Source organism: Variovorax sp. KK3, from assembly GCF_001984055.1.
Lineage (GTDB): Bacteria > Pseudomonadota > Gammaproteobacteria > Burkholderiales > Burkholderiaceae_C > Variovorax.
The window spans coordinates 12,990-25,425 of sequence record NZ_LYVO01000005.1; the positions used below are offsets into that span (position 1 = coordinate 12,990).

General features: G+C 63.5%; 11 protein-coding genes. 2 read left to right on the forward strand and 9 right to left on the reverse strand.

Going from position 1 to position 12,436, the window contains the following annotated elements; translation table 11 throughout:
* Window positions 1-909: 909 nt before the first annotated feature.
* Entirely contained in the window at window positions 910-1,854 is a 945-nt protein-coding gene (locus tag B0W80_RS34650) for a hypothetical protein (RefSeq protein WP_143684463.1), read from the forward strand.
* A 22-nt stretch (window positions 1,855-1,876) separates the two neighbouring features.
* Window positions 1,877-2,572: a hypothetical protein gene (locus B0W80_RS34655; RefSeq protein WP_143684464.1), complete on the forward strand. Its 696-nt coding sequence runs from the start codon at window positions 1,877-1,879 to the stop codon at window positions 2,570-2,572.
* An 83-nt stretch (window positions 2,573-2,655) separates the two neighbouring features.
* Here B0W80_RS34655 and B0W80_RS03745 read toward each other — a convergent pair whose 3' ends face one another.
* From B0W80_RS03745 to B0W80_RS03785, 9 genes are read right to left on the reverse strand one after another with little or no spacing between them, the layout of a single operon-like run.
* Window positions 2,656-3,618, reverse strand: coding sequence for a glutathione S-transferase family protein (locus B0W80_RS03745; RefSeq protein WP_076997775.1), 963 nt, complete (start codon window positions 3,616-3,618; stop codon window positions 2,656-2,658).
* Window positions 3,619-3,649: 31 nt separating this feature from the next.
* Window positions 3,650-5,293, reverse strand: a complete 1,644-nt coding sequence (locus B0W80_RS03750) for an isovaleryl-CoA dehydrogenase (protein WP_076997776.1) — start codon at window positions 5,291-5,293, stop codon at window positions 3,650-3,652.
* Between the two features lie 32 nt (window positions 5,294-5,325).
* On the reverse strand, window positions 5,326-6,342 hold the full coding sequence (locus B0W80_RS03755; protein ID WP_076997777.1) for an NADP-dependent oxidoreductase: 1,017 nt from the start codon (window positions 6,340-6,342) through the stop codon (window positions 5,326-5,328).
* Window positions 6,343-6,351: 9 nt separating this feature from the next.
* Window positions 6,352-6,813, reverse strand: a complete 462-nt coding sequence (locus tag B0W80_RS03760; protein ID WP_076997778.1) for a PaaI family thioesterase — start codon at window positions 6,811-6,813, stop codon at window positions 6,352-6,354.
* 15 nt (window positions 6,814-6,828) lie between these two features.
* Window positions 6,829-7,626, reverse strand: coding sequence for an SDR family oxidoreductase (locus tag B0W80_RS03765; RefSeq protein WP_076997779.1), 798 nt, complete (start codon window positions 7,624-7,626; stop codon window positions 6,829-6,831).
* A gap of 42 nt (window positions 7,627-7,668) precedes the next feature.
* Window positions 7,669-7,872, reverse strand: coding sequence for a hypothetical protein (locus tag B0W80_RS03770; RefSeq protein ID WP_076997780.1), 204 nt, complete (start codon window positions 7,870-7,872; stop codon window positions 7,669-7,671).
* Window positions 7,872-9,704: an acyl-CoA dehydrogenase gene (locus tag B0W80_RS03775; protein ID WP_076997781.1), complete on the reverse strand. Its 1,833-nt coding sequence runs from the start codon at window positions 9,702-9,704 to the stop codon at window positions 7,872-7,874. Before B0W80_RS03775 ends, B0W80_RS03770 begins: the two co-directional genes overlap by 1 nt.
* 34 nt (window positions 9,705-9,738) lie before the next feature.
* Complete coding sequence (locus tag B0W80_RS03780) at window positions 9,739-10,914, reverse strand: acetyl-CoA C-acyltransferase (RefSeq protein WP_076997782.1); 1,176 nt, start codon at window positions 10,912-10,914, stop codon at window positions 9,739-9,741.
* A gap of 35 nt (window positions 10,915-10,949) precedes the next feature.
* Window positions 10,950-12,419, reverse strand: a complete 1,470-nt coding sequence (locus B0W80_RS03785; RefSeq protein ID WP_256856473.1) for a M20 family peptidase — start codon at window positions 12,417-12,419, stop codon at window positions 10,950-10,952.
* Window positions 12,420-12,436: the final 17 nt, after the last annotated feature.

The window sequence follows — 12,436 nt, forward strand, 5'->3', positions numbered from 1 at the left end:
GGAGGCTCTCAAGTTTTGCGCATTAGCGAAGAAAGCTGCGCTTGGCAAGAAGCGTCGAGGACGCCGATCGGGCTCCCTACTGAAGGTGCCAGTCGCCGCGGTCCTTTTAGATCGCCATCGTGGAGCGCGGCGCGCCCCCAACATAGAGTAGGCCTAAAGGCATATTTACGGCTGATGGCGACTGCACGATTCTCTGAACCGGCCACCGTCGTTGGCGAAGTAGCCGGTTGGCAACCTCTCGGCGCTAACGCCGTAACTGCCATTAATGCGTACCGCGCATGTAGATACGCACAACTTGGAGAGAACAGATGACTCACACATCGCGTTTTTGTCGAAGTTGGCCGTATAAACCAGCTAGGCGATGGCGGACTTACGTAAGCTCAATATCTTTTCGGCGTGGAGCTTTTGGTACATCGTTTTGAATGCGCGCTCAGCCTTTTTATGTTAATGCATTATTGAACTTATCGGCTTGTTTCTTCGAAAAGATGTGATATTGAGCGACGTTGCGTTCTTCAAAATGCCGGGCTCTATCAAAACGGAGGCGCCATTATTTTGATCTCTTCTGCAAACGACTCCGTCAAGCTACTGACATTTTACGCAGTACACGCCCTAGGTATATTTGCAGCGTTCATTAGTTTCTTTTATCTTTTTCATCCGGAATTTTTGGACGTATCCCAATGGGCCGGCGCCTTAGGTGTGGCGACATGGACATTTCTTAATAACCCCAAATTCTCGCAAGCCCTTGGCTTTAGAACCGTTCAAGCATACCGACGAAAATGCTTGAGGCATTTTCGAAAGTTTATATGCCTGTCAATTATTATCGCGACTTGCATTGCTTTGATTAGTAGTCTGATGCTTAAAGATTTATTCTCTCGTTGGAGCTATGTTGCACTGATCAAGGACATGACGTTGTCAGAGGCCACCGAGGCAGTTCCCTTTGCAACGGCACCCGATCTGGCAAGAGCATATATGCTGTACCCTCACCGCAAGGAAGTGCCATTTATACTTGCGCGCATGAGCCGACTTCTAGCTTTTGACGATGAAATAACCAATTTCAACATATTTGTTAACGCATTTATAAAGAACTTGGATGTCGAGCTTATTTTGACAAAATATGGTGATAAATCCAAACTGGATGACATGGTCGGTTCTTTGGATCCAGTCATCTTTGTTACCCGGGCCATTGTGGAGGGCTCACCGAACGAAAATGGTTTTCGCAGAGCGATAGGGATTCTAGAGCACCATCGGGCAACTGATGAGCTCGCCGAATTTCACAAAATAATCTACGAACATGAACTAATATCGATAGTAAAACCGCAAGATAGCAGAATTAAATTACTCGCTTTGCGATCTAAAATTGAAGAGCTAATGAAGAAATCTCAGGATCAAATTTCGCCTAGATCTCATCTGAAGTTCGTCACTCACCACATCTTCCAAGAAGTCCTTGACCATTACGCACAGATCGAAATCGAAGTGGCAACGCCAACCGATGCTGATGATGCTGAGCGCGTTCGAAGACAGGTTCCGCGCCTCTACTCAAGAGTCCTAACTGTCAGACAACAAATCGCTCGAGCGTCCGATGTCCCATGGCTTGAGGGTCCAGGAAAATTTTCTCTATATTATTACTTTCAACATCATCTGGGCCGCGAGTCTGAAACATCGCAAACCATTGTTGATTTTTTTTCGCGGATTCCGGGTCTACAGGAAGATTTGAACAAACGGCTGTTTGAAGCCGAAGCGTTTCGCGACTATCGCACACTCAAGACCTGGGACGTGGGGACTCCGCTCAGCGCGGAGTACGCTGGCACAGCGATGCATACAAAAATGCTTGAATGGTTAAAGTCAGGGTGGTAATTTTCCAACGAAGGAATATATTATGAGCATTCCGCTTTCGACTGCGAATCAGCGTATTGTTGCAGGGCATACCGCCGGACACCGCCCGCGCACAAATAAGCAAATCATGCATACGTTTTCGCCGATGGAATTAGCTTGGGCTTCAGATCAGCGTGGTTGTCAGATCATCATTCACCACGGTGCGGAAGATCCAGGCTCCTCTTATATCAAGGTTCATTCGCACATTGAAATACTTCTGCTGTATGCGCGAAAAGAAATAGCACGAGAGGGCTTGAGCGCAGTTGACGTTTTAGCAGCTCTGACCGCGCGTAGACCACTCGATGTTGACATTTTATATCACGCCGGCACACTATACGACAGAGCCTTGCAATATATAATTGATTTGAGCGGCGAAGGAGGTCATGTATCTGATAAGATTACCAGATCCCCCTCTTACATATCGATGGCAAAAGAATCGTTATACAATCGATCAGCTATATTAGTTGGCCTTCGGAGTGCAGCTGTAGGTCAAACTGATTTTGAACCGTGCCTCGTGAATGGAATAAGCCCATTGGAGTCTTGCGTAGACAGATACCCCTTCAAATCCGAGATTAACGTATATATGGCCGACGGCGAAAACTCAATGGTCGCAAAAGATTATTTGAGGCAAATCATTGCTAGGGTGCTTGACGACCAGCGATGCATTTTTACCCATGAGGCACCGTTGATTCTGGCTTAAAGTGAGTGACGGCATCGCGCGGGCGCCGTTCCTAGCGCTGGTGCATGGTTGTGATTGCTTCGGCCATAACGCGTCGCGTGTCCTTACACGCCTTTTTCTCTTCGCTTTGAGGCGTCGAGCTTGCACAGCGTGTAGCCCACGCGTGGGAAGTGCACGTGGATCGTGCCCGCGCGTGGGTCGTCGCGGCGCAGCGTGTAGTGGGTGCGCGTGGCTGCGATCAGTTCGCCTTCGGTGGGCTCGGGGCCGAAGCTTTCGGCAGCGATGGTGACGCGCGTGCCCAGCGGAATGCCGTGCTCGTCCTGGAAGGTGCTGTCCGACAGCAGCGTGTTCGGCGTCGATGCGGCCGCGACCGCGATCGCCTGCGCCGCATCGAAGCTTTCCATCGTGCCGTGGCCGATGGCGGCCATGCGGTCCAGCCAGTCGCTCACCGCCGGCGTGAACTGCAGGATGCCCGCCATCGACGGCGTGCGCTTGCGCGTGAACCACAACGGGTGGTAGCAGGCGAAGTCGGCCACGGTGGGGTACGCGCCGAGCAGGAAGTCGGTGTCGTCGAGCATGTCGGACAGGCGCCGCAGGTACGACTTGTAGGCCGACGCGGCATCGCCCGGGCGGTGGCGGACCATGTTGAAGGTCATCGCCTTGCGGTCTTCGGCGAAGGCACGCGCGGTTTCGGGCGGCGTGTTCGCGAAGATGTCGGCCAGGCCCTTGCCGCTGAGGTTGTAGCCCATCGCGGCCCAGAAGAGCGTGCTGTCGCCCCACTGCGCCACCACGCGCTCGAGGCCCTTGCCCGGCTCGGGGTAGATCGACGGCATGGGCGCCACGTGCTCCAGCACGTCGCAGATGAGCGACGTGTCGCAGTAGATGTCGGCGCCGATCTGCAGCACCGGCGTGCGGCGGTAGCCGCCGCTGAGCGCCACCAGTTCGGGCTTGGGCGCGATCTGCGGAATGATCACCGACTTCCAGGCCAGCTTCTTGTAGCCCAGGATCAGCCTCAGCTTCTCGGAAAAGGGCGAGGTGGCGTAGTGATGGAGGATCAGGTCGGCCATGGAACTCCTTGTGGCTTCGTGCGTTGTGGGGCTACGGCGTGGGGCGCGCGCGGGCGACGATCGAATCGAAATCGCTGCCCGCGCCCAGCGTACCAAAGGCATGCCCCCAGTCGCCGCCCAGCCGTGACGCGCAGAAGGCGTCGGACACCGCCGACGGTGCGGTCTGCACGAGCAGCGCGGCCTGCACCGCAAGCGCGATGTCCTGCGCCAGGCGGCGCGCCTCGACCTCGGTGGCCATGGCCTCGATGCGCGCGGGCAGCGCGTCGGCCAGCCGATCGAGCGCGGCATGGCCGCCACGCGCCGGCGCGAGTTCCTGTGCCAGCGCGGCGACGGCATCGCCCTTGCGCGTCGCGCGCAGCAGGTCGAGCGCCATGATGTTGCCCGCGCCTTCCCAGATCGAATTGAGCGGCATCTCGCGGTACACGCGCGCCATCATGCCTTCGCCGCCCTCCTCCACGTAGCCGTTGCCGCCCAGGCACTCCATCGCCTCCTGGGCCAGGTGGCTGCCGCGCTTGCAGATCCAGAACTTGGCGACCGGCGTGAGCAGGCGCGCCATCAGGCGCTCGTGCGCGTCCTGCGGCCGGTCGAAGGCGCGGGCCAGGCGAATGGCCAAGGCGGTGGCGGCCTCGCTTTCGAGCGCGAGGTCGGCCAGCACGTTCTTCATGAGCGGCTGCTCGGCCAGCGGCTTGCCGAAGGCGCGGCGCTGGTGGGTGTGGTGCAGTGCCAGGCTCACGGCCTGGCGCATCAGCCCGCTGGTGCCCAGGGCGCAGTCGAGGCGGGTCATCGTGCCCATCTCGAGGATCTGCGGAATGCCGCGGCCTTCCTCGCCCACCAGCCAGGCACTGGCGCCGTGGAACTCGACTTCGCTGCTGGCGTTGGCCTTGTTGCCGAGCTTGTCCTTCAGGCGCTGGATGCGGATCGCGTTGCGGCTGCCGTCATCGAGCACGCGCGGCAGGAAGAAGCAGCTGAGGCCGGCCGGCGCCTGGGCCAGCACCAGGAAGGCATCGCACATGGGCGCGGAGAAGAACCACTTGTGGCCGGTGATCTCGTAGCGCTCGCCCCAGGCGTCGCTGCCGGTGCGCACGGCGCGCGTGGTGTTGGCCCGCACGTCCGACCCACCCTGCTTCTCGGTCATGCCCATGCCCATGGTCAGGCCGGGCTTGTCGCGCCAGGGCTTCAGCGCGGGGTCGTACCAAAGGCTGGCGAGCTTGGGGCCCCAGTCGGCGAAGACGGCCGCGTTGCCGCGCAAGGCGGGCGTGACGGCGTAGCTCATCGAGATGGGGCACAGGATCGACGGCTCGAGCTCGGTGAAGAGCATGAAGCCGGCGGCGCGCTCGACATGAGGCGATGCGGACTCGCCGCTCCATGGGGTGCCATGCAATCCGGCGCCCACCGCCGCCTTCATCAACGCGTGATAACTCGGATGAAACTCCACCTCGTCGACACGCCGCCCGAACCGGTCATGCGTGTGCAGCACGGGAGGGTTCGTGTTGGCCAGGCGCGCATGCGTCTGCATGTCGGCCGTGCCGAGTTCGCCGCCCAGATGCGCGAGCGGCGCCAGGTGCAACTGCGGCGCGTTGAACTTCAGCGCATCGCGCAAGGCGCTGTTCGTCTCGAACAGGTTGTAGCCCGCCAATGCCTCGGGCTGGTTGAAGACCTCGTGCGTGGCGTCCATCGCGGCCTCCTTGCGCTGCAGAAGCGGCGCGGCTAGATCAGCTTGACCAGTTGCTTGCCGAAGTTGCGCCCCTTGAGCAGGCCCAGAAAAGCCTCGGGCGCCGCCTCGATGCCCTGCGCGACCGATTCGCGCGGCTTGAGCTTGCCGGTGCCCACCAACTGGCCCAGCTCGGCCAGGGCCTCGGGCCACACTTCCATATGCTCGCTGACGATGAAGCCTTCGAGCTTGATGCGGTTGGTCAGCAGCAGTGCCGGGTTGGCCAGCGGCACCGGCTGGCCGTCGTAGCCGGCGATCATGCCGCACAGCGCGATGCGCGCGAAGGCGTTGGCGCGCAGCAGCACGGCATCGAAGATGTAGCCGCCGACGTTCTCGAAATAGCCGTCGATGCCCTTGGGGCAGGCTTCCTTCAGCGCGGCGCTCATGCTCTTGGCGTCGGGATGCTGCCGATAGTCGATGCAGGCGTCGAAGCCCAGTTCTTCCGTGACGTAGCGGCACTTGTCCGCGCCGCCCGCGATGCCGACCACGCGGCAGCCGCGCGCCTTGGCCAGCGCACCGAAGGCGCTGCCGACCGCGCCGCTCGCGGCCGTGACCACCATCGTCTCGCCGGCCTTGGGCTGGATGATCTTGACCAGGCCGTACCAGGCCGTCACGCCCGGCATGCCGACGGCGCCGAGATAGTGCGACAGCGGCACGTGGGTGGTGTCGACCTTGCGCAGCGTGCCGGGCTGCGAGGCGTCGACCACGCTGTATTCCTGCCAGCCGCCGAAGCCGACGACCTTGTCGCCGACTGCGAACTTGGGATGGCGGCTCTCGACGATTTCACCCGCCGTGCCGCCCTGCATCACCTGGCCCAGCGGCTGTGGCTGCGCATAGCTCTTCGCATCGTTCATGCGGCCGCGCATGTACGGGTCGAGGCTCATGAAGTGGTGGCGCACGAGGACCTGGTTGTCCTGCAGCGCCGGCGTCTCGGCGGTGACCAGCTTGAAGTTGGAGGCGACGGCCTCGCCCTCGGGGCGATTGTCGAGGTGTTGCTGGCGGTTGGTGGGCATGGGAGTCTCCTAGTCTGTCGAGGGCGGGCGCATCGCGTTGGCACTGGCGGGGCCGATGGGCAGGCGATGCTTCACGTACTTGAAAGTGCCGGTGGCGTGCGCGCAGGCCTGGCCTTTCTCATCGTAGATCGTGGCCTCGGTGAAGGCGAGCGTGGCGGTGCGGTCCATCAGCCGGCCGCGGGCATGAAGCGGTCCGACCGAAGGACGCATGAAGCTGGTCTTCATCTCGATGGTGACCACGCCGATCTCTGGCGTCAGGCTGCGCGCGGCTGCCGCCATGGTGATGTCGAGCAGCGTCATGCAGGCACCGCCATGGGTCACGTCGAAGGTGTTGAGGTGCTCGGGCTTGGGGGTGTACTCGATCTCCGATTCACCGCCTTCGAACTTGGTGATCTGGAAGCCGAGATGGCGCGCGAACGGAATCCGGCTGGTGAAGGCGCGGAGGTCGATGTCGGTGGAGTCTGGGGGCATGAACGAGAGTGTCGCTCAGGCGGCGCCGAGAACCACGCTCACGCCGCCGTCGACCGCCATCCACTGGCCGGTGATGTGCTTGCCGGCATCGCTGGCGTAAAGCAGCGTCAGGCCCTTCAGATCTTCTTCGTCGCCCAGCCGGCCCAGCGGCGCGGCCGCGGCCATCTTCTCTTCGCCCAGCGACTTGATCAGGCCGGCCGCCATCTTGGTCATGAAGAAGCCCGGGCAGATCGCGTTGACGTTGATGTTGTAGCGGCCCCATTCGGCTGCCAGCGTCTGGGTGAAGCCGATCACCGCGGTCTTGGACGTGTTGTAGGCCAGCGTACGCATCTCGGGCGGATTGCCGTTCAGGCCCGCGATGGATGCGATGTTGATGATGCGCCCGGCCTTCTTCGGGATCATGTAGCCGCGTGCGATCTGCTGCGCCAGGATGAAGTAGCCGCGGACGTTGAGGTTCATCACCTTGTCCCAGGCCTCAACCGGGTGCTCCTCCGCGGCCGCGCCCCAGCTGGCGCCGGCGTTGTTGACCAGGATGTCGACCGCGCCCATGCGCTCCAGCGTTTCGTCGGCCAGGCGGCGTGTGTCTTCTTCCTTCGAGCAGTCGGCCGCGATCCAGCGGGCGTCGATGCCGGCCGCCTGCAGCTCGGCGGCGGCCTGCTCCAGGTCGTCTGCCTTGCGCGAGCTCAGCATGATCTTCGCGCCGGCCTCGCCCAGCGCATGCGCCATCTGCAGGCCCAGGCCGCGGGAGCCACCGGTGACCAGCGCGGTCTTGCCGCTCAGGTCGAACAACTTCTGGATGCTTCTTGCGCTCATGGGCTTCTCCGTAGGGTCAAGGGGTTGTGGTGCGGTCTCGCTTCAGGGCTTGAGCCGCGAGCGAACGTAGATCAGCACGACGCCGACGGCCGCCATGGCGGCACCCGGCACGCCGACCGACCAGCCCATCACTTCGTTGGCGCGCCCGGTCGCGAGGCCGAGGATCAGCAGGAACAGGCCGACGTAGATCAGGATCCAGGTCCATTTCTCGAGCGCGGCATGGGGCTTGGTTTCGTTCGTCGTCATCAGAAAGCGTCCTCGGGCAGGGCTGCGCAGGTCGGATCGCGGCGCTCCACCACCTGGAGCCAGGCGTCGATCTTGGGCAGTTCGTAGTGAAAGAAGTAGTCGGTCGCGCCGAGCCGCCCCAACGTGGCCGGCAGGGCCTTGGACGTGTCGGCGCGCAAGGCATGCTCGGCGACGTCGAGCCAGATCCAGGCCAGCACGACGTGGCCGAAGGCCTGCATGTAGGGCACCGCGTTGGCCAGCGCCTCTTGCGGGTTGCCGGTCGACCAGGCCGCGCGCGTGGCGCTGCCGATGCGTTGCAGGGCACGGGTCAGCGCCTCGGCATGTGCGGACAGCGCGGGTAGCTCCGAGGCGCGGCTTGCCGTGCCGGTGATGCGTGCGGCCAGCAGCTGCAATCCGCGCCCATCTTCCATCAGCACCTTGCGGCCCAGCAGGTCGGTGGCCTGGATGCCATGCGTGCCCTCATGGATCATGTTCAGGCGGTTGTCACGCCAGTACTGCTCCACCGGAAAGTCGCGCGTGTAGCCGTAGCCGCCGTGCACCTGGATCGCGAGCGAGTTGGCCTCCAGGCACCATTCGCTGGGCCAGCTCTTGGCGATGGGCGTGAGCACTTCCAGCAGCAGCCGCGCGTCGTCGGCGGCCTGGGGCTCGCCGGTCTTCTGCTCGTCGACGAGGCGCGCGCAGTACAGCTCGAGCGCCAGTGCGCCTTCGCAGTACGACTTCTGCGCCAGCAGCATCCGGCGCACGTCGGCGTGTTCGATGATGCGCACCTGCGGACGGGCCGCGTCCTTGCCGGCGGGTCCGACAGGCCGGCCCTGCGGCCGGTTCTTCGCATAGTCGAGCGAGGCATGGTAGCCGGCCATGCCGAGCATGGTGGCCGCGGTGCCGACGCCGATGCGGGCCTCGTTCATCATGTGGAACATGCAGTGCAGGCCCTTGCCCGGCGCGCCGACCAGGTAGCCCACTGCGCCCGCTTTGCCATCGACCGGGAACCGGCCTTCGCCGAAGTTCAGCAGCGTGTTGGTCGTGCCGCGCCAGCCGAGCTTGTGGTTGAGGCCCGCCAGTGCGATATCGTTGCGCTCGCCGGTCAGGCGCCCATCTGTGTCGACCAGCTTCTTGGGCACGATGAAGAGCGAGATGCCGCGCGTCCCCGGCACCAGCTTGCCGTTCTCGTCCGGAATCTTGGCCAGCACGATATGAACGATGTTCTCGGTCAGCTCATGGTCGCCGGCCGAAATCCACATCTTGTTGCCGGTGAGCCGGTAGCGCGGCCCCAGCGGATCGCTCTGGTAGTCGGGCCCGTCCGGCACGGCGCGCGTGGCCACGTCGCTGAGGCTGGAGCCGGCCTGCGGTTCCGACAGGCACATGGTGCCCGCCCAGCGCCCCGAAAATTCGTTCTTCGCGAACACGTCCTGCTGCATCGGCGTGCCGTGCACCATCAGCAGGTTGGCGTTGCCGCTGGTCAGCATGTTCGACCCGATGCTGACCGAGGCCATCGCGAAGAAGCTGTTCGCCGCCGCCTGCAGCGTGTAGGGCAGCTGCATGCCGCCGATGTCGTAGTCCTGCGCCGCGCTCAGCATGCCCGAGTCGACGAAGGCCTTGTGGGCGTCGTGCGTGGCCTGCGGCAGCACCACCTTGTCGCCGTCGAAATGCGGCTCCTGCGTGTCGACCGTGCGGTTGTGCGGCGCGTACTTCTCGCGCGCGATCCGCTCGCAGGTGTCGAGCACCGCATCGAAGGTCTCGCGGGAATGGTCGGCGAAACGGGTGCGCTGGTTGAGCGACTCGGCTTTCAGCCAGTCGTAGAGGAGGAAGTCGAGGGTGGGGCGAAGGCTCATGGCAAGACTTTCAAGATCGGCCTTCGACGGTCGCTCAAAGCACCTCGAACACCCCAGCCGCGCCCATCCCCCCACCGATGCACATCGTCACCACGACCTTCTTCGCCCCGCGCCGCTTGCCTTCGATCAGCGCATGCCCGGTCAGCCGCTGGCCGCTCACGCCGTAGGGGTGGCCGACCGCGATGGCGCCGCCGTTGACGTTGAGGCGGTCGCCCGGAATACCCAGCTTGTCGCGGCAGTAGATCACCTGCACTGCGAAGGCTTCGTTGAGTTCCCAGAGGTCGATGTCGCTGATCTTCAGGCCCAGGCGCTTCAGTACCTTGGGGATGGCGAAGACCGGGCCGATGCCCATCTCGTCGGGCTCGCAGCCCGCCACCGCGAAGCCGAGGAATCGGCCCAGGGGCTTCAGGCCTTTCTTCTCGGCGTAGGACTCATCGACCACCACGCAGGCACCGCCGCCATCGGAGAACTGGCTGGCATTGCCGGCCGAGATCAGGCCGCCCGGAATGGCGGAGCGGATGCCGCTGATGCCTTCCTTGGTCGTGCCGGCGCGGATGCCTTCGTCGTTCTCGACCGTCACTTCCTTCGTGCGCAGGCCCATGACCGGATCGGCCACGCCGGCCAGCACGGTGATCGGCGCGATCTCGTCCTTGAACAGCCCTTTTTCAAGCGCCGCGGTCGCCTTCTGCTGGCTGGCCGCGCCGTATTCGTCCATGGCGTCGCGGCCGATGTCGTAGCGCTTGGCCACCTGCTCGGCGGTCTGCAGCATGTTCCAGTAGATCTCGGGCTTGTGCTTCGCCAGCCAGGGGTCTGCCAGCATGTGCGTGTTCATCTCGTTCTGCACGCACGAGATGCTTTCCACGCCACCGGCAACATAGACCTCGCCCTCGCCCGCGATGATGCGCTGCGACGCCGTCGCGATGGTCTGCAGGCCCGAAGAACAGAAGCGGTTGATGGTCATGCCCGACGTGGTGATCGGCAGGCCGGCGCGCAGCGCGATCTGGCGCGCGATGTTGGCGCCTGTCGCGCCTTCGGGGTTCGCGCAGCCCATGATCACGTCGTCGACCTCGGCCGGCTCGATGCCGGCGCGCGACACCGCATGCTGCACCGCGTGGCCGCCCAGCGTGGCGCCATGCGTCATGTTGAAGGCGCCCTTCCAGCTCTTGGCGAGCGGCGTGCGGGCGGTGGAGACGATGACGGCGCGGGTCATGGTGAAGTCCTTTGCAACAAGAAAGATGGAAAAAGCTACTGGGGCTGCGCGGTGTTGCGCAGCAGCTGGTGATAGAACTGGATCATCTCGATGTAGTTGGCGATCGAAATGCGCTCGTTGGTACCGTGAAAGCGAGGCAGCTCCTCGGGCTTGGCGCGCACTGGCGAGAAGCGGTAGACGGCATCGCTGACGATCGAGAAGTGGCGCGAGTCGGTGGCCGCAATCATCAGGCCCGGTGCCACCACGGCTTCTGGGAACACCTGGCGCACCGACTGCGCGATGGCGCGGTAGCCGAGCCCATCCGTCGGCGACACCGGCGAAGGCTCGGAATTGCCGGGGTAGGCCTTGATCGCGATCGCATCGTTGCCGAGGGCCTTGCGCAGATGCGCTTCGACCGAGGCCAGGCTGTCGCCCGGCAGCACGCGGAAATTGACGGCTGCCTCGGCTCGGCCCGGCAGCACGTTGTCCTTGTTGCCGGCGCGCACGATGGTCAGCGCAGTGGTGGTGCGCAGCATGGCGTTGCTGCTGCTGCCTTTTTCGAGCTGGCCCTGCACCACGGGCCCGAAGAGCCACAGGTTCGACAACGCCACGCGATTGAAGCCGCTCATCTCGGGCGCCAGCGTGCCGAACATCTCGCCGGCCACGCCGCTGATGGCGGCCGGCATCGGGTCGGCCTCGAGCCGGGCCAGTGCGGCGCTCATGCTGCCGATGGCCGTGCGCGACGGTGGCATCGACGAATGGCCCGGCGGCATGTCCAGCGACAGGAAGAAGGTGGCGTAGCCTTTCTCTGCCAGGCCGATGAGCGCGGCCGGCTTGTCGAGGCCCGGCAGCACGCCCTCGGTGACCAGCAGGCCTTCGTCGAGCACCCATTCGAGCCTGACGCCGCGCGACTTCAGCAGCTCGGCGATGGGCCTGGCGCCCCGCAGGCCGCTGACTTCCTCATCGTCGCCCGCCACCAGGTAGATGGTCTGCCGCGGCTGGAAGCCCTGGGCCAGCAGCAGTTCGACGGCTTCCATCTGAGCGAGCAGGTTGCCCTTGTTGTCCCAGGTGCCCCGGCCCCAGACGAAGCCGTCCTTGATCTCGCCGCTGAACGGGTCGACTTCCCAGGCCTTTTCGGTGCCGGGCGCGATCGGCACCACGTCCTGGTGTGCCATCAGCGCGATCGGCCTGGCCGACGGGTCGCTGCCGGACCAGGTGTAGAGCAGCGCGTTGTCGCCGATCACTTCTTTTTTCAGCGCGGCGTGCAGCTTGGGAAAATGTTGCGCCAGGTAGGTGTGGAGCTTCTTGAACTCCTCGCCGTTCTGCTGAAGGCCCTCGAAGCTCGACACGGTACGGATCGGAATCGCGCCGGCCAGCCGCTGGGCGGCCGCGCGTTCGTCCACGGCCACCTTCTGCGCAGGCGGCACCTGCAGCTGCAGCGAAGGCCGGCGCCAGGTGTTGCACGCCACCACCAGCGCCAGCAGCACCAGCGCCGCCAGCAGCGTGAGCAATACCTTCCTGATCACCACCGGGCCCCGCGCGC

Bases quoted from the DNA above. Each gene is read 5' to 3' on its own strand.
- B0W80_RS34655 (WP_143684464.1), top strand. From the start codon at position 1,877: ATGAGCATTCCGCTTTCGACTGCGAATCAGCGTATTGTTGCAGGGCAT.
- B0W80_RS03745 (WP_076997775.1), bottom strand. From the start codon at position 3,618: ATGGCCGACCTGATCCTCCATCACTACGCCACCTCGCCCTTTTCCGAG.
- B0W80_RS03750 (WP_076997776.1), bottom strand. From the start codon at position 5,293: ATGGACGCCACGCACGAGGTCTTCAACCAGCCCGAGGCATTGGCGGGC.
- B0W80_RS03755 (WP_076997777.1), bottom strand. From the start codon at position 6,342: ATGCCCACCAACCGCCAGCAACACCTCGACAATCGCCCCGAGGGCGAG.
- B0W80_RS03760 (WP_076997778.1), bottom strand. From the start codon at position 6,813: ATGCCCCCAGACTCCACCGACATCGACCTCCGCGCCTTCACCAGCCGG.
- B0W80_RS03765 (WP_076997779.1), bottom strand. From the start codon at position 7,626: ATGAGCGCAAGAAGCATCCAGAAGTTGTTCGACCTGAGCGGCAAGACC.
- B0W80_RS03770 (WP_076997780.1), bottom strand. From the start codon at position 7,872: ATGACGACGAACGAAACCAAGCCCCATGCCGCGCTCGAGAAATGGACC.
- B0W80_RS03775 (WP_076997781.1), bottom strand. From the start codon at position 9,704: ATGAGCCTTCGCCCCACCCTCGACTTCCTCCTCTACGACTGGCTGAAA.
- B0W80_RS03780 (WP_076997782.1), bottom strand. From the start codon at position 10,914: ATGACCCGCGCCGTCATCGTCTCCACCGCCCGCACGCCGCTCGCCAAG.